Here is a 23,145-nt window from a genome sequence, read left to right as displayed (position 1 = left end):
TGTTCTGGTTGAGGGGGAAGAGGAATGAAAGTTCGAATGAAACGGAAACATCTTTTATATGGCATCATTAGTTTTTTTCTCATAAGTTTGATTGTTTTGTTCATCGTAGTTCCAAGTTTAAAAGAATACAAAGTCGAACGGATGGTTGCCAATGGAGAACCGAATGCTACTAACGCCATAGTGGAGCTAATTGACAATGCGAATTCAACATCTCGAAAGATAAGGTTAATTGAAAAGTTTGTGTTAGCATCGATGTCTGATTTTGAACATGAATTTTATATGGGTCCTACAATGGTGATTTCATCCAGTAGTCCAGGGTTAAAAATTAACGATGAAGAGAGTGAGCGACTTTTGCTCTATTACCTTGATAATAGCTCGCCAACGAACAATTGGAATTATGAAATCGCATTAGATAAATTTGCTTCGCTAATATATGACAAAAAAGGAGCAGATGCAGCCATTTCGTTTGTTAAACAAAAAAATGAAGAGTTATTCCCAGGTGGATATGATGTTTATAGTGAACCATGGGTTTTAAAACTTCCGGAAGTTTATATAAAACAAGGAGAGTATAAAAAAGCAAAAGATGAATTGTTAGCGATTCAGGAATATGAAAAAGAACGGATGAGCCATGAAGACTATCGTTATCAACCTTCTTGGCAATGGATGAATTATATGATTCGCACACTAGCGCAAGAAGGAGAATTGGAAGAGGCAGAGGAGCTCATTGCTAGCTGGGTAAAAGGGGAAAAGGAACAAAGACAAGAGTATGGGGTGCAGGATGAAGTGGAAGCAGATGATTGGGTTCATTCGAATGTAATGGATTGGAAAAAGATACTTGCAGACATGGGTACAACTGTTCAAGGTGAAAAAGGAATGATTAATGGTAGTATCAAAAGAGAGGACGGGACTCCGTTGCAAGGTGTGTATGTTTATTTGCATGGAGCTGGAAGGACGACTTATCACCAATCGACCCCTTTTCTTGATCAGCATGCAGTTACAGATGATAGTGGAGAGTTTGTATTAGAAAATGTTGCTGCTGGTTCCTATCGATTCGGTTTTGGATTGGAACAATATCATATCGATGGCTACAGTTTGCTTAATTTACAAGAGGAAGTTATCACTGTTGAGACAGGTGAGGAAACAGAGGTAGCGATAGAATTCACCAAATTAATTGACTTGTTTTCTCCTGTTAACGGGGAAGCTCTTGATAAAGAGGATTTGAATTTTAAATGGGAACCCGTTGAAGGAGCGGATTATTATAAAATTTACTTTGGTGTGAATTTTGATGGTGTAGGCATGAGCTTTTATTATGGTGATGTGGAAGCGAATAACTTAATTATTGGAATAGAGGAATGGAGGGAAATGTTTTTTACTTCAATAACGGTAGAGGATGATAATTCTTATCCTGATTTGGATTTTTATAAGAGATTCTTGAACAGTGATGTCGAGTTATCTTGGTCAGTGGAAGCTTACAAAGATAATGGGAGTCACCTTTCAAGTAGTCATGGTTATCGCTTATCAAAAGAAACGATGGGGAATTTACCAACATTTTCATTTGAGCTAGAAAAAACAAAAGCAGATGAACTGTTTTTGAAAGGAAAGTTAAAAGAAGCTTATGAGTTGTATAAAGATGATTATGAAGCTGACAATCGTAATGTTTACGCGTTGGCGATGCAAACAATGCTCACACCATATGTTGTTGAAGGGAATGTGGAGAGTGAAATGTATGGGACAGCATTAAAAGAGTTGGCACTAGCCACGGAAGAACCAAACGTATTCATGAATGTACTTGCTCATCTCCGAAGAGAAGGGAAGGTTGAAGACTATATACAATGGTTTCACAAATATGAGGAACTCATGAAAAACAGAAATGAAAGTATCGACATGTATGAAGTAAACCGGTTTGCCAAAGCACTATTTCAGTTAGGAGAAATGGAAGAGGCGAGAAAATGGTTTCATTATAGAGATAAAGATGATTTGAGTTATTATGTCGGGGATGTTCTTGCATTCGAATTATATGCTGGGACCGATAAAAACGAGATTATCGATATAGTGAAAGAATATAAAGGAAACTATGATGTTCATAAAAACTGGGAAGCAGTACTTGAACCGATTTCGTATGATGCTGACATGAAACATTTCATTGAAGTGTACTTCAATGAAGGTTGGGTACAAGCAGAAGCATTACTACCGACGATTTCATCAAAACACAATAAAGCATTCCTCCGCCAATTAATCGAATAATAAAAAAGCCCTCGAGGGGGCTTTTTTATGTGCTAGGTGTGTCCGTTTCAGGTGGACAATGTCTTTTTGAGGTGTCAGTCACCCCTAATACTTCAACGGTGGCAGAAGTAAGTCATAAAAGTGTAAAAACTTGAATTGTGGTTGAAGGTGTTGATGATATTTGGCAAGGGCGGTTGCTTCTATACTGCTAGTTCCATTGAGTTGAGTAATTTCATAAATAATTTCAGCAACTAATACTTCATCGGTATGTTGAATCATGTTTAATGCGTCGTACAACAGAGATAGTGCCTTCGTTTTATTATTATGTTGACGTAATTCAACTAAGCTTCGTAAATATAAATTTCGAGCTTGAATGATGTTTTCATCTTTTACATACTTTAGTAAATTCATTGATTGTTGTAACAAGAGCTCGTGTAACGCTGCTTCTTGTTTGGAATCAATGGATATATATAATGCAAAATGAAATAATGCTAAGACTTCTTTTGCATGGTCATACATTGTACTTAAAATTGCTACATCTTTTTTGAAGCTATCAGTAATCTTTTCTCTAAATTGTGGTGTTGGATTTACTTTCATGACACTATAAATCATCAGAGCCCATGTTTTCATTATACATTGGGGGGTGTCATTTGCCACGACACTTTGGAGTTGAAGTAACTCACGTTGGATGGAGTTATTTTCATCGGTCCCCATAAAACGAGCAAGCAACTTTAAATATGTTTTTTCTTGCTCTGTAATATAGTCTGATTTAATTTTATGTAAAGATTGCAGTGAGCGATGGTTAATCCCAATGTATAAATAAACGATAGCCAAATTATACGATAATATCTCTCGTTCAGTTATAACCGATTTTTTTAAGCTTTCCGATAATACAATTCCTTTTTCTAAAATTTTCACACATTGTTCCATTTGTTTTTCTGTAAAGTAAATAAATGCAAGTGCATTACACGATTTAAGTTTTGTTTGTACATTCATCTCATTTAATTCATATTCTTGAACTACTTTTAAGAAATCTTCTTTGGCTAGCCCACAATTTTTTTCTTTTATTTGGTAAAGTCCACAAAGATAATCGTACTCAATAAGTTTACTTTGGACTCCATACTCCTCAATTTTAAGGAAAAAGGTGCGTAACTCATCTTTACAATCTTTTTTTTGATTTAGCTGTAACAAACTTAATAGTCTATATTGTAAATAATCAAGCTCTGCGACTTTTTCACTAATATTTGGATCGTGAAAATATCCAAAAGGTAAGCTTAATTTTTCGCATATTTTATTTAAATCCTCATCGCTTACAGTGGATAGCTCATTTTCAATATTACTCATTTTACCGATGGAACAAATTCCTTCAGCTAATTCACCTAAGGTAAGCCCTTTTTGTTTTCTTAATCTTCGAATTTTTCTGCCGATAGCCACTTGTTTTTCCATGTCATTCTCCCTATATAAAAGCATCACTTCTAGGTAAATTATACTATAAAAAGAATATATAGTACATAATAAGTAATAAATGAAAATTTCATTGTGAACATTTATAGATATTAGTTGAAATTTTCATTTCCATTGATATAATTTACCTATAATTAAATAAAAATGGAAAATTAACTATAAAAGTAATAGATATAAAGTTTTGGATCGAGAGTGCTTAAAAAATTCACCTTGTTCCATTATTGCAAAATAGGGGTGGAGATATGTCAGTTAGTTACGTAGACCTAATAATCAAAAGTATTGAGTATAAAGGTAAGTACATCATGGATGACTATAAAGAAGAAGAGAATCTTCTTATTATAATAGAAGAAAAAAGAAAAGAAATGATTATGTGCGGAATGGAATTAGGTTTCACACACCCAAGGACGTTAAAAGTTAGTATGGAGCTAGACCGTCTTTTAAATGAATTAAACCTCTATGAATAATTTTATGTTATTCGAAACTTTGCTTTTAAAATTTTAGAAACTAAAACAATCGTTTGCACACACAGAAAGTGTGAAGTGCTTTTGTAAATTTGTAATATTATATTTAAATTTATGTAACCTAAAAGGGAAACTTTTAGGTTATTTATGATAAAGTAGAAAAGTGTCCGTCTGGAGAGGACGATTGGTGGAAAATGTCTTTTTGGGGTGTCAGACACCCCAAAAAAAAACGGAAAGAGTGTGTGTAATGATGATGACAAAGAGAAAAGCAAAGCCAGTTCAGCCTTGGCTTCAAACGGCAATGGACTATTCTTACATTTTACTTGGTTCTGCTTTTGTGGCAGTCGCGTTTAATTTGTTTTTATTACCGAACCGGATTGCATCAGGTGGGGTTAGTGGGATAAGTACGATTGTGTATGATGTGTTTGGAATTGAACCGGCCTTTACACAGTGGGCGTTTAATATACCGTTGTTTATATTAGGGATGCTGCTACTTGGTGGCATGAAATATGGAATGAAAACACTTGTCGGAACGGCTTTTATTCCATTTGTTGTATTTTTAACGCGTCATATTGAACCAGCTACATCGGATCCATTACTTGGTGCTTTGTTTGGTGGAATTGGAGTTGGTATAGGGCTTGGGTTAGCGTTTCGCGCGAATGGAAGTACAGGTGGGACAGATTTAGCCGCGCAAATTGTTCATAAATATACCGGCATTTCGTTAGGAGCTTGTGTATTTATTATTGATGGAATGATCGTTTTAACGTCTGCGTTTGTTTTCTCCATTGAATTGGCACTGTATGCATTAATTGCCCTTTTTGTTACAGGAAAAACGATTGATTTAGTACAAATGGGGGTAGGCTATTCAAAGATAGCTCTCATCATCTCAGATCAACAAGACACTGTAAAGCGTTCGATTTTAACTGACATTGATCGCGGTGTGACAAAGCTGTCAGGCTATGGTGGCTACACAGATGAAGAACGACCAGTGCTTATGTGTGTCGTTCACCAACGCGAAGTCACAAAATTGAAACAAGTAGTGAAAACAGCTGATCCAAAGGCGTTTGTCATTGTTGCAAATGCCACAGAGGTACTTGGTGAGGGTTTCAAAATTCAGTAGCTATTGTATAATAGCAAAAGAAAATTATTCCAAGCGAAAAGGGGATAGGACGATGCGAAAAAGAATTCTAGCTGTCATTGGAGTTTCATTTTTAATGCTAGCTGGCTGTGGTACCGGAAATGATGCAGCTCCAGCTGAAGAAACACCAGCGGAAACAGAAGCACCAGCTGGCGAAACAACAGGTGATCTTACATATGATGCTGCAAAAGCAGAAGAAGATTACCGTGCTAGCGGTTGTATTTCCTGTCATGGTGGGAACCTTGAAGGACAAGGATCAACGCCGGGGTTAACAGGCGGAAAATACACAGCGGAAGAAATTCTTTACATTATTGAACACGGACAAGGTACAATGCCAAAAGGGTTAATCTCTGGTCCAGAAGCAGAAAACTTAGCGGCATGGATTGCTGACCAATAGTATCATTTACCTAAAAAAGAAACCTACGGGAAAATTCCTGTAGGTTTTTTGGATTATATATAAACTGTAAAAACAGGGGAAACCTTAATGCATTAGCCCTTTCGACATCTATATGCAACGAATTGTGAAAAAAGAACGGATTATTTGCAGAAATTGAAATGAAATTGTAATAAAATTCAACGCCATTGTAAATTTAATGATGTTATAATAATAAAAGTGCAAGGTACGACAAACTTCGTTAGCCACTTTTGTCGGTTCATCAAAGAATCCTCAACATTTGCATTCGTCATGTTGAATTAAATCTAAACTATATAGGTCATATACCCGATAATAAAACAGGTAAACATTTTGTTGTTGTTTGCAAATGTCTGGAAATAGGAAGTGATACTGTGATAGACATGAAAGATGTTTGGAAAACATATCCGAATGGAATGAAGGCGATTAATGGAATCGACATATCCATTGGGAAAGGTGAGTTTGTTTATGTAGTTGGTCCCAGTGGAGCAGGGAAATCAACTTTTATAAAAATGATGTATCGTGAAGAAAAACCTACAAAAGGGAAAATTCATATAAATGGGACAGACTTAACAACGTTAAAAGAAAAGCAAATCCCATATTTACGTAGGCAAATTGGGGTTGTGTTCCAGGATTTTAAATTACTACACCAGTTAACTGTTTTTGAAAATGTAGCATTTGCATTAGAAGTAATAGAAGAAAGCCCTGCTGTCATTAAGAAAAGAGTAATGGCTGTTTTAGATATTGTTAAACTAAAAAACAAAGCTCGGTTTTTACCTGGTGAACTATCAGGAGGAGAGCAACAGCGAGTGGCGATTGCTCGAGCTATTGTAAACAATCCAGCAGTTTTAATTGCGGACGAGCCTACAGGAAACCTTGACCCAGACACATCTTGGGAAATTATGGACACCTTAGAAGAAATAAACAATCGAGGCACAACGGTTTTAATGGCGACTCACAACAAAGAAATTGTAAACACGATTCGAAGACGAGTCATTGCGATTGAAGACGGACGAGTTGTACGTGATGAAGTGAGGGGGAACTATGGTTATGAAATTTAGAACCCTCAAGCGACATGGGAAAGAAGGAGCAAAAAATTTAATTCGAAACGGATGGATGACATTTGCATCCATAAGTGCAGTGTCGATTTTACTGCTAATTGTAGGGGTTTTTCTACTATTAATTATGAACATGAACCACATTGCTTCTTTAGTAGAGGATGATGTAGAAATTCGGGTTCATGTTGATTTAACCGCAAATGAAGAGCAACAAGAAGAATTACAAAGTTTACTAGAGCAACTCGAACATGTTGACAGTGTTGAGTACGTATCTCGAGAAGAAGGTCTCGAACAGTTTATTGAAAGTATGGATGACATGGGCGAAGTATTTGAAGGGTTACGAGGAGAAAACCCTTTTAATGATGCTTTTGTTGTACGTGCAACGACACCTCAATTAACGGAAGCTGTTGCCAATAAAATTACTGAATTACCTCATGTTGAATCGATAAATTATGGTAAAGACGTTGTTGACCGTCTATTTGCGGTAACAGATTTAGTCCGAAATATTGGTTTAATTCTTGTGATAGCCATGATGTTTACTGCGATGTTTTTAATTGCAAACACGATAAAGTTAACGATTGTTGCTAGAAAACGAGAAATTCAAATTATGAAACTAGTTGGGGCAACAAACGGTTTTATAAGATGGCCGTTTTTTATAGAAGGATTATTGCTAGGAACCATTGGAGCACTAATCCCGATCATTATTATAGCAATAGGGTATTCTTATATTTATGAAAACTTTAGTGAAAGAATAGAAATTATGTTTTTCGAGCTAGTACCAGTATTTCCAATGGTTTACCAAGTTGGGGCACTATTACTAGTCATTGGTGCATTTATAGGTGTTTGGGGAAGTTTGATGAGTGTTAGAAAATTTTTGAAGGTGTAACAAGAGGAGGATTTTTAAATGAGGCGCAAACTGTCACTTGTTGTTGTAGCTGGAGCTGTAGCAGTAGGAACGATTTTACCGACATCAGGATATCAAATCGCATTTGCCAATAGTGAACTTCAAAAGCAAATTCAGGATATTCAAAGTGAACGAGAAGAAACGAAAAAAGAAGCTGCCCAAAAAGAAGCAGAACTAGCAAAAGTGGAAGAAGAACAACAACAAGTACGAGCTGAAATTGAAAAGCTCGACCATGAAGTAGCGGATACAAATGAAAAAATCGAAGAAAAAAATGAAGAAATTGAAGAAGTTTCTGAACATATTAAACAATTAGAAGAAGAAATTAAAATACTAGAAGAGCGGATTGCAGAGCGGGACGAGCTATTAAAAGAGCGTGCTCGTTCGATGTACCAAAATGGAGGGTCTATTAGTTATCTCGAAGTTATTTTAGGCTCGAAAAGTTTCGGAGACTTCTTAGATCGTGTTAGTGCATTATCCATGATTGCTCAACAAGACCGTAACATTCTAGATGCTCATATTGCTGACCAATTACAATTAGAAGAAACAAAAGCATTAGTAGAAGAGCAGCTTGCTAAACTAGAAGAAAAACTTCTACAACTTGAAGAGTTAATGGAAAAGCTAGAAGCACAGAAAAAAGAAAAAGATAAAAAAATGAATCAATTGATTGTTCTTGGAGAAGATTTACACGCTGATTTAGGTGAACTAGAAGGCATGGATGAAATTCTTCGCTTACAAGAACAAGCTGCAAAAAAAGAGTTAGCTGCATGGCAAGAGCGTGAACGACAAGCAGAACTAGAGCGCCAACGCCAACAACAAGAATTGTCAAGCCGTGGTAGTGGTAGTGGTAGTGGGAACGGTGGTTCAAACAATAATAATGGTTCTACTGGAGAAACACCCGCAGCTACAAGTGGGACATTCCAACGTCCTGCAAGTGGACGAGTCTCTTCACCATTTGGGATGAGAACTCATCCAGTATATGGTGGCCAACGTTTACATGCGGGAATGGACATTGCGAATAGTACAGGTACGCCGATTGTAGCAGCAGAAGCAGGTACGGTCATTGTCGCTGAGTATCGTAGAAGCTTTGGTAACACAGTTATGATCTCTCACGTTGTAAACGGGAAATCAGTAACGACGTTATATGCTCATTTAAATAGCATCCATGTGTCATCCGGTGATTCTGTTAGTCGCGGACAACAAATTGGAACTATGGGAGCAACAGGAACAGCAACAGGTCCTCATTTGCATTTTGAAGTTCATCCTGGTGGATACCGTGGTGCAAGCAGTGCGGTCAATCCAGCAAACTATTTGAACTAACACTTATTTAAAACACCCTAAGTCATTTACGACTTGGGGTGTTTTTTACATTCACACTTGGACTTTTCTCTATATGTCCATACCACTATAAAAAAAGGTAAGGCTATCCTTTCAAAAAAAGTAAAGCGTTTTCAAATATTGTTATATTAGCTTACATTGTTTTTATGACATAAGATAAATTTTCCAAAAAACGTATTGACGAAGGTCTACATCTATTATAATATTGGTATAGACAACATGACAAGTTCGAGATAGGTATGACATGATAAGGGGGATAATAATGAAGAAAAAAGGGTTAAAGGTAGTATTGTTACTTATGTCAATGGCATTGCTTCTGTTCTTAGCTGCTTGTGGAGGAGAGTCGACAAATACTGATGAGGAAACACCAAATGACTCAGAAAAAACGGAAGAGCAAAAAGAAGCTACAAAAGATCCAGTACAGCTTCGAATCGTTACGATGTTTGGGGGAACAGACCCAGCTACTGATGTATTACAAGCGCAATTGGATGCGTTTGAAGCAGAAAATCCACATGTCACCATTGTAAATGAATCGATGACAGCTGGAGATGAGTTCCGTACGAAAGTAAATACAGACTTTACATCGAACAACGCTCCAGATATCACTTTTTATTTCACAGGTGTTGACGCTCAACCAATTATTGATGCTGGCTTAGTTGCACCACTTAATAGTTTGCTAGAAGAAGATTCAGCTTGGAAAGGGTCGTTTAGTGAAGCGGCTTTAGAACAAATGAAAACTGGAGACGGAAATATTTATGCGATTCCTTTAACAGGTTTTTATGAAGCTTTGTTTGTTAATGAAAAATTATTTGAAGAACAAGGTTTAGAATTACCGACAACTTGGGATCATTTTGAAGCTGCTATTCAAGGTTTTGCAGACACAGACATTGTCCCTCTTGCAGGTTCATATGAAGAGTCTTATTACTTAGTAGAACATTATATTTTAGCTGCTGGTGGTGAGCCAGGATATTCAAAAGTGTTAGCGGATAATGATCCATCTTGGGCAGAAGGGTTAGACATGATTGGCAAACATGCTGAAATGGGAGCATTCCCTGTTGATGCAGGAACGATTGATTTACCAATGGCACAAAATTTATTCCAACAAGAACAAGCAGCAATGATGGTTGAAGGTTCTTGGGCTTGGGGTGGAATTGAAGAAGATGTTCGTGAAAATGTAACGGTTCTTCCTTTCCCTGTATTCGGGAACGATGCAACATATGGTGATTTAGTAGGAGGATTTTCTTCTGGATATTACTTAAGCACAAATGCTATGGAAGATACAGCCAAGGCAGAAACAGCAATTGCGTTATTAAAGCATTTAACGTCTGAACAATCGGTTATTGAAGTTGCTGAAGCAAATGGTGGAGTACCAGCAGCAGGAACGGTAAGTGATATTCACCCGAAACTATTAGCGGGTCACCAGTTAGTAGCAAACGCTACGTCTTTAACGATGCCAATTGATTCTCGTATTACTCCAGAAGCATTTACACATATGAGAACGAATGTGGCTCAAATTGTGAATGGAAATAAAACGGGTGAAAAAGTAGTGGAAGAAGCTGCAGCGCTAGAATAAGTAAAAATGAGCAAGACAATACGGTCGCTTTGCCGCACTTTTTAGCGGCAAAGCCCCTTTTATTTATCAAATATGAAGGGAAAGGAGCTTACTATGAAAAGTGATAAACTCATCATTCCATTGTTTTTATTTCCAGCTCTCCTTATAACCTCGGTTTTTTTATATTATCCTTTCTTTGAAAATATAAGACAAAGTTTTTATAAAACAGATGGATTTTTTAATTCTACTTTTATTGGAATTGATAACTATATTCGGATGTACAATGATGAAGTTGTTCGAATCGCGACGTTGAATACATTAGAAATTATGTTGTATGCGGTAGTTTTTCAAGTGGGACTTGGATTAATATTAGCTGTTATGGTTGATTCGATTCGTTTCGGTAGTCGTTTTTACCGGACGAGTTTTTTCTTCCCGGTTGTTATTTCAGGTGCCGCTATCGGGTTGCTTTTCACTTTGATTTATAATTACAACAATGGATTATTAAATGCGATGTTAACGAGTTTAGGTTTTGAGCGTGTGTTATGGCTAACAGAACAATCGTCTCTTATTATGGTGGCCATTCCAACTGTTTGGCAATATGTAGGGTTTTATTTTGTCATTTTGCTTACAGCGATCGCAAAAATACCTGATGATTTTTATGAAGCGGCTAAACTAGAAGGAATTACTGGGATTCAACGGACATTAAAAATCACAATTCCCCTTATATGGGGCGATATTAAAACATGTATGATTTTGGCGATTACAGGTGCTCTTAAAGTGTTTGAGTTAGTGTATATTATTACAAAAGGTGGACCAGCTCGTTCGTCTGAAGTGTTAGGAACATACATGTATCAAAAAGCGTTTACAGATTCGGCAATTGGATATGGTGCTACATTGGCTGTGCTTATAGTCATGCTTGGGCTACTCCTCGCATTTTTAACAAATAAATTATTGAAAAAAGATGAAGTTACGTATTAAGGAAAGAGGTGAGAATCGTGGCTGAAATTAAAACCAATCAACTAACGGTATGGGAAAAACTTCAACAGCAATATGTGACGCAATCAAAGTTTGGAAGGATGTTTGTATATATTTGTTTATCGTTATGGGCCATCACAACAATTTTTCCATTAGTATGGGTTTTGTTAAATTCATTGAAGCCGTCACGAGATATTGTTAATTCTTCGTTTTCTTTTCCGACCGACCCAACACTAGAAAATTACGTGAATGCCTTTAATACGATTGATATTGGACGAAGTTATTTGAACAGTTTTATTATGTCAGGTTCTGTTGTGTTTTTTGTTTTATTATTTGGGGGAATGGCCGCGTTTGTTATCGCGAGAATGAAATTTCGCTTTCGTGGTCTAATTCAAACTGTTCTCGTGATGAGCTTGTTAATTCCAGCGTTTGCGACGATTGTTCCTGTTTATCGCATGATTATCAAACTTGACTTAGTGAATACGTACTGGGGTCTAATTATTCCTCATACGGCTGGATTTTTACCGTTCACAATATTAGTTGTGGCAGGATATATGGCGACAATTCCGAAAGAGTTAGAAGAAGCTGCTGTGATGGATGGGTGCTCACGTTGGAAAATGTTTACCAAGATTTTTGTTCCGATTTCAAGACCTGTGTTTGCGACATGTGGGATTTTCGTTTTTTTATGGTCGTATAATGATTTGTTTGCTTCACTCGTATTAGTGGAACATTCAAACGTTCGTCCAATCGTAGTGTTGTTAGCACACATCAGTTCTCAATATGGTACTGATTATGGCTTAATGACAGCTTCTATTGCCATTACCGTTATTCCGGTCATCATTGCCTACTTATTTGCGCAAAGTACGTTTGAAAAAGGCGCAACAGCAGGTGCGGTGAAAGGATAACAAAAAGGAAGCTACGGTTTGCGTTGCTTCCTAAGTGGGTTTTATTTATTTCGTTTAATATCAATGATAAATTTATATTGGTCTGCACGATAGGCGGATTTTACAAATTCAAATGGCGTTCCATTTGAAAGTTGCGAATTTCGTTCAATTAATAAAATCGGATCTCCGTCCTCAAGATGAAGATGTTCGATTTCGAAATCGTTAGCGACCGAAGCTTCAATTATTTGTTGGGCATTTTCAATTTTTAAATTTAATTTTGATTCTGCATAGTCATACAATGAACCACTTAAAATTGTTGCCATTGTTTCTGTTGTTAAATCAGGAAGCAAGTCAGTAGAAATATAATTTGTTTCAATGGCGATCGGGTTATCGTCGGCAAGACGGACGCGTTGGATTTTATAAACAAGGTCACCTGGGGAAATGGCGAGTTTTTTTGCCACATGTTCATTTGCAGCTATCGTATTAAAATTCAACAGTTTATTTCCGGGCTTTAAGCCACGTAGTTTCATATCTTCCGTAAAACTTGTAAGCCCGTGAAGGTTTTGTTCAAATTTCTTTTGGGAAACAAAAGTTCCTTTTCCTTTTTGGCGGTACAAGTAGCCTTCATGAACAAGATTGTTAATGGCGTGGCGAACGGTCATTCGACTAATATCGTATTTTTCTGAAAGGTCTCTTTCCGAAGGGAGTGTATCTCCTGGCTTTAGTTCTTCGGAATCAATCATTTCACGAATTTTGTTTTCTAACTGATAATATATAGGTAATGGTGAATTTTTATCAATCATCAGCGTACTCCTTTCGCTAAATTGGCTATTTCTATCGTACCATTATTACTTTCATTTTTATAGAGTAAAGTATAGACAACTATATTTATTTTTCGCCCTGTGAATAGATTAGAGAGGTGTGACATAAGCATGCAAAATTATTTTCAAAAAGTAATGGATGGCATGGAGCAAATAAAAAAGCTAGAAGCGTTACCAATGAAACAAGCGGCCTTGAAAATAACGGAATCCATTGAAAATGGCGGTGTTCTTCATGTGTTTGGATGTGGTCACTCGCATATGATCGCAGAAGAAATGTTTTACCGTGCCGGTGGGTTAGCAACGATAAATCCGATTTTAGTAGAAAAGCTAATGCTTCATGAAGGAGCGGTTCGTTCTTCGATGTTAGAGAAGCAAGAGGGTTTAGGAAGCAAAATCGTCAATGATGAACAAATCAATGACCAAGATATTATGCTCGTTGTTTCGAATTCAGGCCGAAATGCGGTTCCCATTGATGTTGCGATGACAGCAAAAGAGAAAGGCTGCTTTGTGATTGGTTTAACTTCAACTGCCTATCGCTCATTACCATCAAGACATAAAAGTAAAAAGCATTTAAGTGAACATGTTGATCTTGTATTAGACAATCATGTACCGATTGGGGATGCGGTCATGAGCCATCAAAATGTTGCTGTGCCTTACGCGCCAGTATCGACAATTTTCTGCTCGTTTATAGTTAATAATATTTTAACCGATGTCATCGATCTGTTAGGAGAAGCGGGTAAAGTCCCCCCTGTGTTTATGAGTGGTAATGTTGATGATGAAAATAACCATAATGATACATTAATTATGAAGTATAGAGAGAGAATACCTTTATTAACAAAGAATGGATAACAAATATAAAGCAAGGCTAAAAGAAAAATAGATAGGTATAGACAGCTAGTTATTTAAGAGGAAAGGGAATGGAGGAATCATGTATGATGCAACAGAAGTCATTTATCATCAAAGGTTGTACTATTCATGGTGAAGACAGAACAATAGAAGAAGGATATATGAAAGTGGCAAATGGAAAAATTATTGAAATGGGTACTGTTCAAACTCTTAATGAGGATGAGCAAAGCATAGAAGAAGTTCAAGTGCCAAAAGCGTATCACATCATTCCCGGTATGATTGATGTTCATATTCATGGAGCAGCTGGTGCAGATACGATGGATGGAACAGTGGAAGCGATTGAAACGATTGCAAAAAGATTGCCTGAAGAAGGGACAACATCATTTTTAGCGACAACGATGACTCAATCGAATGAAAATATAACAGCCGCATTAACAGCTGTTAAGGAATACCAATCGATAACTGAGTCTATTTATGCTGAAGTGATAGGTGTTCATTTAGAAGGGCCATTTATAAATGTTCATAAAGCAGGGGCGCAACCATCTGAGTATATTATAGAACCAGATGTTGCAATGTTTCAAAAATGGAATGAGGCGTCAGGTCAACAGATTAAGCTTGTTACATTAGCTCCTGAAGTCAATGGAGCTGACGAGTTGATTGACTATTTAGTTGCTCATGATATTGTTGTCTCGATTGGTCATTCAAATGGAACATATCATGATGTTGTAGCTGCGGTTAAAAAAGGTGCCTCACATGTCACACATTTGTTTAATGGAATGACGGGTATGCATCATCGTGAGCCAGGTGTTGTAGGGGGTGCATTACTTCTGGATGAGCTGCATGTTGAAATGATTGCAGATGGAATTCATATTTGTCCGGAAATGATTGAATTAGCGTATCGGCAAAAGGGAGCTGACCGCATAGTTTTAATTACAGACTCGATTCGAGCGAAATGTTTACAAAATGGACAATATGACTTAGGTGGTCAGCAAGTAACTGTGTTACATGACCGGGCAACGTTAGAGGATAATACGTTAGCAGGAAGTATATTAAAGTTAAATGAAGGAGCTCGTCATTTCCAACGATATACTGGTTGTTCGATGCAAGAGGTGATTCAAGTGACTTCTGTTAATCCGGCAAAAGAATTGAATGTCTATGACCGTAAAGGAAGTTTATCCATTGGGAAAGATGCCGATTTTGTTGTAGTTGATGATGACTTCAATGTGATGTTCACCTATTGCCGTGGTCAACTCGCTTATGAAAAGGAGACGGTACAATGAACATTGTAGAAACGAAAGATTATGTAGCGATGAGTGAAGCTGTTACTCAAATCGTAATTGAACAGCTCAAGCGAAAACCAAATAGTGTATTAGGATTAGCAACAGGTGGGACACCGAAAGGGACGTATGACAAACTCATTCAAGCGTATCAAAAAGGAATCGTCTCCTTTGCTGAAGCAACTACATTTAATTTAGATGAATATGTCGGGTTGGCATCATCAAACGAAAATAGTTACCATTATTATATGAACAAATTATTTTTCTCAAATATCGATATCGAACTAGACCATTGTCATATTCCAAATGGTGTGGCAAGAGATTTACAAGCAGAATGCAATCGATATGAGCAGCTTATTGAATCGTCCGGCGGAATTGATTTGCAAATATTAGGAATTGGCAAAAACGGTCATATCGGTTTTAATGAACCAGGTACATCGTTTCACTCCCGTACACATGTTGTCGACTTAGCAGAGTCAACGAGAAAAGCAAATGCAAGATATTTTCCACATGTAGATGATGTTCCTACTCAAGCGATTACGGCAGGAATTGAGACGATTATGCAAAGCGACAAGGTCGTCCTTTTAATCTCAGGCAACGAAAAGGCTAAGGCGTTTGAACAGTTGATGAAAGGCGATATTCAAGAAAGCTTTCCTGCTTCCGTATTAAGAAAACATCCGAATGTTACGATTGTCGCCGATGAACAGGCGTTGCAATTTGTAACGAAAGCTAAACCTCTAACATAAGTGGAGGTTTAGCTTTTTTTAACACCAAGTGAATTATTCAACACTTGGGTCGGGTTTATCGGGTTAGCGATTTTGTTTTTTATCGTAAGTAAGCGGCCATGAAAACCGTTATCTGTGAACATTACTAGTGTTTTGGAACGTTGGTGGACTCAGGAGCAGTTAATCATAATATATTGCTAGGAATAGAGTGGCTTTTGCGTAAATAAGGGCTCCTGTGGCCGCTAAAAAACGGAAACCCGTATCATGTTCACAAATAACGGCTGCTCTGACCGCAAAAATCAGACAAATGAGGGAGTATAAAAATTTTGGTCAAGCAACGAAGCTTTGGAGGCTTCTTCTAGAAGAACGAAGGCTACGCACCTGCGCGTTTCACCCCAAGAAGAGCACTTGGGGTTCACTGTCAAAAGCGAGCAGCACTCCGCACTTCGCTTGAAAAGACGTTCTCGCGTTTTTCTTATGTTAGCCCATGGCAAAGAAATCGTAATCGGATGCAGGAAAAGTTCAAATCGGTAACAGTTCCCGCTTGAATTATAGGAATGTTTTATAGTAGATTAAAGATATATGAAAATGAAAGAAAGCCTGATTGTGAAAGAAAGCTCATATTCAGTACAGGCTCCTCATATACTACAATACATGGTTGTAGGAGGCATTGCATCGTTGATGTAGTGCCTCTTCCTGCAAAGAAGAGGTGGGTATTCATGAAAAAAGTAAAAACAACTTTATTCGCTACAATTCTTTCATTTCTTATTGGCGCCAGTGGCATGTATGTTGGCATGTCTTTTGTAAATGGGGAAGAGACCATGCCAAACAATGCTGTAGCAGATAATGCCGGAACGTTCCCGATCGAACTGCCCGCTGAATTAGATGAACAAGCATCTGAAAAATTCAAAAAGGCGTTTGAGCTCATAAGTGAACAGTATGTGGAAGGTGTCGATAATCAGACCCTTTTAGAAGGTGCGATTGAAGGGATGTTAGGCACGTTAGAGGATCCGTACTCTGTTTATATGGACCCTGAAACAGCAGCGCAATTTGAAGAATCACTTGATTCCCATTTTTCCGGAATCGGTGCGGAAGTAAGTATGAATAATGGGCATGTCACAATTGTAGCTCCATTTCGAGATTCGCCAGCAGAGCGATCGGGTCTCCAACCAAATGATCGGATTGTTGAAATCGATGGAGAATCAATTGAAGGATTATCATTGTATGATGCAGTATTAAAAATCCGCGGTGAAAAAGGGACGGTTGTAAAATTAACAATTGAAAGACCAGGTGTGTCTCAAATGATTACACTTGACATTGAACGAGATGAAATCCCAATTGAAACAGTGAGACCGAATACTATTGAACATAAAGGTCAAACGATTGGTGTTTTAGAAATCACCTCCTTTTCAAAAGATACAGCTGAGCATTTTGAAAAGGAATTAAAAGCATTTGAAGAACAAGGTATTGACGGACTTGTTATTGATGTACGGGGTAATCCAGGGGGATATTTGGATGTTGTCGAAGAAATAGGCAAACTGATTATTCCTGAGCGATTACCGATCGTCCAAATCGAAAATCGTGAAGGAGAACGTGTCCGTTATTTATCATCTTTACAAGAACGAAAAGAATACCCGATCGTCGGATTAATTGATGGAGGAAGTGCTTCCGCTTCCGAAATTTTAGCAGGTGCATTAAAAGAAGCCGGCAATTATGACCTTGTTGGGGAAACGACGTTTGGAAAAGGAACCGTACAATCGGCAATTAAACTAGGTGATGGAAGTGAAATAAAGCTGTCCTTGTATAAATGGTTAACATCAGACGGAAACTTTATTAACGAAGTTGGTATTGACCCGACAGTAGAAGTTAGACAGCCAGACTATTTCTATTTACCACCGATTACGGTTGAAGAAGATTTGGAATTTGACATGTTAAATGAGCAAATCCGAAATGCACAAATGATGTTAAAAGGGTTAGGGTTTGAACCTGGTCGAACGGATGGATATTTCGGAGAACAAACAACAAATGCTGTTTCTGCATTCCAAGAACGTCATAATTTACCGTCAACAGGTGTAATTGATGCAGACACTGCTTCTGCTATTCAAGAACAAGTCATTGAAATGATTCGTGATGAGAAAAATGATGTGCAGTTGCAAACTGCACTTGAATTAATTGTAAATGGAAACTAAAAAAGAGCAGGATTACAACTTCACCATGTCGAAGTACATCGGATAGTGATATACTATTCATGTACTTCTTTTTTTTACTGATAGAAAGCATAAAAATTTGGGTATAGCAATGAAGTTTTGAAAGCTTGAAACGAAAAGACGCTCCCGCGTTTTTCTTATACAAATGAAGGTTTAGATGGAAGGAAGAGAGAGTCATGATCGAAACCATACTTATAGCACTAAAAGCGCTTGGTGTTTTTTTTATACATCCGTTGTTTTACCTCGGTCTTCTTTTTGCTATTCTCATGGGAATTCGCCGAGTGAAGCGAGAACGACGTGACTTTCATACCCGAATCTATGATTTTATCGATGATTTACGTAAGCCACTCGCCTCAGGTATAGTAGCAGGTGTCTGTGTGTCTATCTTTCTTATAGGGGTAGGGGTAACATTATCAGTTCAAACGATTGTCATCATCGGACTTGCTTATGTTTTTTTTATGGCAACAACAATCGTCCGCTTTCTCTCGCCAGCTTATATTTTAGCCGGGTCTATTTTAACTTTGCTAGCAATTGAAACATTTGGATGGTCTTTGCCCTTCGTGAATGAAGATACGGCATCCATGTGGATTGTTAATGTTACAATTTTGTTTGCCTTGCTATTATTAGCAGAAGGCTTTCTTATTCGTTACCGTGGGTATCAACATTCTTCTCCACGAATAGAAATTGGACAACGTGGCAAATGGATTGGAACACATTTAACTAGACGGTTATGGTTTGTACCACTAGTTGTACTCGTACCGAATGGGTCGGTTCCTGATTTTCTTTATTGGCCGATACTTTCGCCAGTTGAAGGCGGAGGATATGGAGTTATGGTCCTGCCGTTTTTCATCGGGTTTTCAGCCCTTATTCGCTCTGGTATTCCTTATCATAAAATAAAAATATATGGATTAAGAGTCATCGGGTTAAGCTTGCTAGTGTTAGCATTAGCCACTGCTAGCTTTTTCTACACCCCGCTTGTTGTCATCGCCACGATTGTCGCGCTTGTTGGTCGAGAAATTCTTTATCAACTGTTGAAACAAAAAGAAGAACATGCTGTAAGTTATTTTACTCTTCGTGAAAGAGGAGTAGTTATAGTAGCTGTGATTCCAGGCTCATCTGCTGAAAAAATAGGTTTAAAAATTGGGGAGACTATTGTAAAAGTTAATGGTATCCCTGTGAATAGCCCTTCGGAGTTTTATGAAGGATTACAAAGAAATCCTGCCTATTGTAAATTAGAAGTGAAAGATGAAAATAACGAAGTTCGTTTTGCTAATACAGCGATTTACGATGGCGAACATTATCAAATTGGTGTGATGTTCGTAAAAGAGGAGAAAGAAATTCAAGATTCTATCGTCTAATTAAGGAACCATAGGTAATCTATGGTTCTTTTTTTACAGCTTAGAGAGGGAGAGGGAGTTAGCGGACACCTGTTCAGTTATTCCTTTTTTTTTCTCCATTTTCTCATTCTTTATGGACACCTGTTCCGCTTTTCCCCTTTTTTTGAAGCGAAATGGCCGAAGTAGTGGTCATTAGCGAAACAGGTGTCCGAAAGCATTTCAAATACTTTATTTTTCATACAAATAGCAGAATAAATGTCCGATGCCCTTCGTCATTGCTACCTGGACTATAGTGATTTTCTACAAACAGCAACTCCAACCGGGTAATGCGTATTGTCTCGGTGTTTTTCAATCGTGACCCCGCGTTGATAATAAAATTCAACTTGTGAAAAAGTAGTAAACAGCTCTATGAACTGTTGTTGTCTAAGAGGTCGAATAGGGGAAGCTTCTAGCACCTTTGTTTCGTTTGTTTTAAGTAAAGTTGATAAAATAAGAGTTCCCCCGGGTTGTAATAATTCATAAACATTTTCCATAAATATCGTCTTATCAGTCTTATCTAGAATATATTCAACCGTTTGAAACGATAATATGGTTTTAAACTTTCCAATCGTTGTGGGAAGTTGCTTATTAAGACAATCTTCCTGTAAAAAAGTAATTAAAGGATGATAATAATAGGCTTTCGCTTCTGTAATCGAAGGCAAGTCAATATCAATGGCAACAACTTCTTCGATTTCCTTTTTTAATATTTTCGCAATCATTTGACTACCATACCCACTTCCACAGCCGAAATCTAATACTCGCCCTCCATGAATATAAGGTGTTGAAAAATAATAACGAGCAAAATGCTCTAATAATAGGCCACTAACCTCTGTTTCGTTTCTTGGATTGATCCGATCTATAGTTGAATGTTGCATGTATCTCCCTACTTTTTTAGTTAATTGAACAATTATATGCAGTATACCGTAAGAATTGGAAAAGGAAAAATGTGTTTTCCTTTAGAAAACGAGATTTATTTGTTATAATAATTTTCGATTTATCAATTTTATTAGGATAAAAACGGAAGGAGAACGTGAAAATATGGTGGATGTAATAGTAGCACTAGTACTTCCGTTTATTATAATGGTTTTAGTTACGAGAGTAGCCTTTAGTTTGATAGGGGCGTTCATTGTCACCTTTATGATTATGTTTGTGGCAGTTCGTATTCATGAACAAACGTTTTTTGTCATTGCGCTTGCCTGTTTGTCTCTTTATTTCGGCTGGATGGCTGCAAAAAAATTATTGAGAAAAAAACCTGGAATGTAACCATAAAGGAAACGCTTGAATTCAAGTGTTTTTTTATTTTCTTCTCCCTCTCCCTCTTTTTTCGCTTTATTTTATTTCTTATCAATAACACCTTAAGCTGCACGACAATAAATAACCAAATTATGGAAATTAACTATAAAAAAGAGAATATACGTTCGTAAAAATGTTTGGAATTCATAGTTCCTGTGGTATAATGAGAATACTGATTATGGAAGAATATGACGATTCAATCTTTTTCGAGGAGTGATGGAATTTGGACTTTAACCTCGTTTCTTCTTATGAACCACAAGGAGATCAACCTGCAGCGATTTCAAAATTGGTTCAAGGGATAAAAGAGAATAAAAAATACCAAACGTTACTAGGGGCAACTGGAACAGGAAAAACATTCACAATTTCAAACGTCATTAAAGAAGTGAATAAACCGACTTTAATTATTGCCCATAACAAGACATTAGCGGGACAGCTGTATAGTGAATTCAAAGAGTTTTTTCCAAACAATGCCGTTGAATATTTTGTTAGTTATTATGATTATTATCAGCCAGAGGCATATGTTCCACATACAGATACGTATATAGAAAAAGATGCGAGTATTAATGATGAAATTGATAAATTACGTCACTCTGCTACGAGTTCGTTATTTGAACGAAAAGATGTCATTATTGTCGCAAGTGTCTCTTGTATTTACGGTTTAGGTTCGCCGGAAGAATACGGGGAACTCGTCGTTTCACTTCGAACAGGAATGGAAAAAGAACGTAATGAACTACTCCGAAATCTAGTAGATATACAATATGATCGCAATGATATTAATTTTACAAGGGGAACATTTCGAGTCCGTGGCGATGTTGTTGAAATTTTCCCGGTTTCACGAGACGAGCAATGTATTCGAGTCGAGTTTTTTGGCGATGAAATTGACCGAATCACAGAAGTGGATGCTCTAACTGGAGAAATAAAGGGCGAACGAAATCATGTCGCGATTTTCCCTGCTTCCCACTTCGTTACTCGTGAAGAAAAACTTCGAAAAGCGATTGAAGCGATTGAAAAAGAATTAGAAGAACAATTAAAAATATTAAACGAAAAAGGAAAATTACTTGAAGCACAGCGATTAGAGCAACGAACAAAATATGATTTAGAAATGATGCGAGAAATGGGATTTTGTTCAGGAATTGAAAACTATTCACGTCATTTAACATTGCGAGAAGAAGGGGCAACACCATATACGTTAGTTGACTTTTTTCCTGATGACTTCTTAATTGTTGTTGATGAATCTCATGTGACATTGCCACAAATCCGTGGAATGTACAATGGGGATAGAGCGAGAAAACAAGTACTTGTTGATCACGGGTTTCGTTTGCCTTCTGCTTTAGACAATCGTCCATTAAAATATGAAGAATTTGAAGAAAAGATAAATCAAATCGTTTATGTCTCAGCAACTCCAGGTCCGCTTGAATTAGAGCAAACACCTGAAGTCGTTGAGCAAATTATTCGACCAACTGGATTAATCGATCCTACAATTGATGTACGACCAAGTGAAGGTCAAATTGATGATTTAATTGCCGAAATTAATGAGCGTACGAAGAAAAATGAACGAGTGTTAGTGACGACATTAACGAAAAAAATGTCTGAAGACTTAACGGATTATCTAAAGGAAATTGGGATCAAAGTTCGTTATATGCATTCAGAAATAAAAACGTTAGAACGGCTAGACATTATTCGTCAGCTGCGTTTAGGCACATTTGATGTTCTTGTTGGGATTAACCTGTTACGAGAAGGATTGGACATTCCAGAAGTTTCGCTTGTCGCGATTTTAGATGCCGATAAAGAAGGTTTTTTACGGTCAGAACGTTCCTTAATTCAAACGATTGGTCGAGCGGCGAGAAATGAGAAAGGTCATGTCATAATGTATGGTGATAAAATAACAAAATCGATGCAAATCGCGATGGATGAGACAGAACGTCGCCGTACGACACAAAAACAATATAATGAAAAACACGGAATTGTACCAAAAACGATTCAAAAACGAATTCCAGATGTTGTTCAGGCGACATATGCGGCGGAAGCAGAAGAGGAATACAAAGCACCAACTCAAACAAAGTTAAGCAAAAAAGAGCGTGTTGCTTTAATTGAACGTCTTGAAAAAGAAATGAAAGACGCCGCTCGTGAGCTGAATTTTGAACGGGCTGCTGAGCTTCGTGACTTAGTGTTAGAGTTAAAAGCGGAAGGATGA

At 37.3% G+C, this 23,145-nt stretch carries 20 protein-coding genes; 17 read left to right on the top strand and 3 right to left on the bottom strand.

The window, feature by feature from the left end:
* Positions 1-24 precede the first annotated feature (24 nt).
* Positions 25-2,244 (top strand): MSCRAMM family protein, encoded by a 2,220-nt coding sequence (locus T323_RS0105315; protein WP_026672341.1) that lies wholly within the window; start codon positions 25-27, stop codon positions 2,242-2,244.
* Between the two features lie 84 nt (positions 2,245-2,328).
* Here the strand turns inward: T323_RS0105315 and T323_RS0105310 are convergent, their stop codons facing one another.
* A complete protein-coding gene (locus T323_RS0105310; RefSeq protein WP_026672340.1) occupies positions 2,329-3,669 on the bottom strand; it encodes a helix-turn-helix domain-containing protein in 1,341 nt (446 codons plus the stop codon).
* Positions 3,670-3,929: 260 nt separating this feature from the next.
* Between T323_RS0105310 and T323_RS26040 the strand changes: the two genes are divergently transcribed.
* From T323_RS26040 to T323_RS0105265, 9 genes are all read left to right on the top strand, one after another.
* Positions 3,930-4,151, top strand: a complete 222-nt coding sequence (locus tag T323_RS26040; protein ID WP_035177816.1) for an aspartyl-phosphate phosphatase Spo0E family protein — start codon at positions 3,930-3,932, stop codon at positions 4,149-4,151.
* Positions 4,152-4,401: 250 nt separating this feature from the next.
* Entirely contained in the window at positions 4,402-5,268 is an 867-nt protein-coding gene (locus tag T323_RS0105300) for a YitT family protein (RefSeq protein ID WP_026672339.1), read from the top strand.
* Positions 5,269-5,320: 52 nt separating this feature from the next.
* Positions 5,321-5,683, top strand: a complete 363-nt coding sequence (locus tag T323_RS0105295; protein WP_026672338.1) for a c-type cytochrome — start codon at positions 5,321-5,323, stop codon at positions 5,681-5,683.
* 389 nt (positions 5,684-6,072) lie between these two features.
* Positions 6,073-6,759, top strand: a complete 687-nt coding sequence (gene ftsE / locus T323_RS0105290) for a cell division ATP-binding protein FtsE (protein ID WP_026672337.1) — start codon at positions 6,073-6,075, stop codon at positions 6,757-6,759.
* Positions 6,749-7,642 (top strand): permease-like cell division protein FtsX, encoded by an 894-nt coding sequence (gene ftsX / locus T323_RS0105285; RefSeq protein WP_026672336.1) that lies wholly within the window; start codon positions 6,749-6,751, stop codon positions 7,640-7,642. Before ftsE ends, ftsX begins: the two co-directional genes overlap by 11 nt.
* Before the next feature lie 18 nt (positions 7,643-7,660).
* The gene (locus tag T323_RS0105280; protein ID WP_026672335.1) at positions 7,661-8,977 is read left to right on the top strand and encodes a peptidoglycan DD-metalloendopeptidase family protein; all 1,317 of its coding nucleotides are present in this window, start codon (positions 7,661-7,663) and stop codon (positions 8,975-8,977) included.
* Between the two features lie 280 nt (positions 8,978-9,257).
* On the top strand, positions 9,258-10,568 hold the full coding sequence (locus tag T323_RS0105275) for an ABC transporter substrate-binding protein (protein WP_026672334.1): 1,311 nt from the start codon (positions 9,258-9,260) through the stop codon (positions 10,566-10,568).
* A gap of 93 nt (positions 10,569-10,661) precedes the next feature.
* Positions 10,662-11,525 (top strand): carbohydrate ABC transporter permease, encoded by an 864-nt coding sequence (locus T323_RS0105270; RefSeq protein WP_026672333.1) that lies wholly within the window; start codon positions 10,662-10,664, stop codon positions 11,523-11,525.
* 17 nt (positions 11,526-11,542) lie between these two features.
* On the top strand, positions 11,543-12,427 hold the full coding sequence (locus T323_RS0105265) for a carbohydrate ABC transporter permease (RefSeq protein WP_026672332.1): 885 nt from the start codon (positions 11,543-11,545) through the stop codon (positions 12,425-12,427).
* A gap of 41 nt (positions 12,428-12,468) precedes the next feature.
* Here T323_RS0105265 and T323_RS0105260 read toward each other — a convergent pair whose 3' ends face one another.
* Entirely contained in the window at positions 12,469-13,209 is a 741-nt protein-coding gene (locus T323_RS0105260) for a GntR family transcriptional regulator (RefSeq protein ID WP_026672331.1), read from the bottom strand.
* Between the two features lie 129 nt (positions 13,210-13,338).
* On the opposite strand from T323_RS0105260, the gene T323_RS0105255 reads away from it, so the two are divergent.
* The 5 genes from T323_RS0105255 to T323_RS0105235 all read left to right on the top strand — a co-directional run bounded on the left by T323_RS0105255 (position 13,339) and on the right by T323_RS0105235 (position 19,640).
* Positions 13,339-14,076 (top strand): SIS domain-containing protein, encoded by a 738-nt coding sequence (locus tag T323_RS0105255; RefSeq protein WP_051556384.1) that lies wholly within the window; start codon positions 13,339-13,341, stop codon positions 14,074-14,076.
* 83 nt (positions 14,077-14,159) lie between these two features.
* Positions 14,160-15,353 carry an N-acetylglucosamine-6-phosphate deacetylase gene (gene nagA, locus T323_RS0105250; protein ID WP_026672329.1) on the top strand — a complete coding sequence of 398 codons (1,194 nt, stop codon included), beginning with the start codon at positions 14,160-14,162 and terminating at the stop codon, positions 15,351-15,353.
* On the top strand, positions 15,350-16,096 hold the full coding sequence (nagB, locus tag T323_RS0105245) for a glucosamine-6-phosphate deaminase (protein WP_026672328.1): 747 nt from the start codon (positions 15,350-15,352) through the stop codon (positions 16,094-16,096). The genes nagA and nagB overlap by 4 nt, the downstream gene beginning before the upstream one ends.
* A gap of 698 nt (positions 16,097-16,794) precedes the next feature.
* On the top strand, positions 16,795-18,264 hold the full coding sequence (locus T323_RS0105240; protein WP_026672327.1) for a S41 family peptidase: 1,470 nt from the start codon (positions 16,795-16,797) through the stop codon (positions 18,262-18,264).
* A 194-nt stretch (positions 18,265-18,458) separates the two neighbouring features.
* Positions 18,459-19,640: a PDZ domain-containing protein gene (locus T323_RS0105235; RefSeq protein WP_026672326.1), complete on the top strand. Its 1,182-nt coding sequence runs from the start codon at positions 18,459-18,461 to the stop codon at positions 19,638-19,640.
* A 266-nt stretch (positions 19,641-19,906) separates the two neighbouring features.
* Here the strand turns inward: T323_RS0105235 and T323_RS0105230 are convergent, their stop codons facing one another.
* Positions 19,907-20,533 (bottom strand): class I SAM-dependent methyltransferase, encoded by a 627-nt coding sequence (locus T323_RS0105230; protein WP_026672325.1) that lies wholly within the window; start codon positions 20,531-20,533, stop codon positions 19,907-19,909.
* 163 nt (positions 20,534-20,696) lie between these two features.
* On the opposite strand from T323_RS0105230, the gene T323_RS0105225 reads away from it, so the two are divergent.
* Positions 20,697-20,921 carry a DUF2198 family protein gene (locus T323_RS0105225; protein WP_026672324.1) on the top strand — a complete coding sequence of 75 codons (225 nt, stop codon included), beginning with the start codon at positions 20,697-20,699 and terminating at the stop codon, positions 20,919-20,921.
* A gap of 253 nt (positions 20,922-21,174) precedes the next feature.
* Positions 21,175-23,145 (top strand): excinuclease ABC subunit UvrB, encoded by a 1,971-nt coding sequence (gene uvrB, locus T323_RS0105220; RefSeq protein WP_026672323.1) that lies wholly within the window; start codon positions 21,175-21,177, stop codon positions 23,143-23,145.

This window comes from Alkalihalobacillus bogoriensis ATCC BAA-922, from assembly GCF_000621445.1.
Classification (GTDB): domain Bacteria; phylum Bacillota; class Bacilli; order Bacillales; family Bacillaceae_F; genus Bacillus_AO; species Bacillus_AO bogoriense.
Note: the sequence above shows the minus strand (reverse complement) of the source record. Positions and strands in the feature narration are given on the sequence as shown.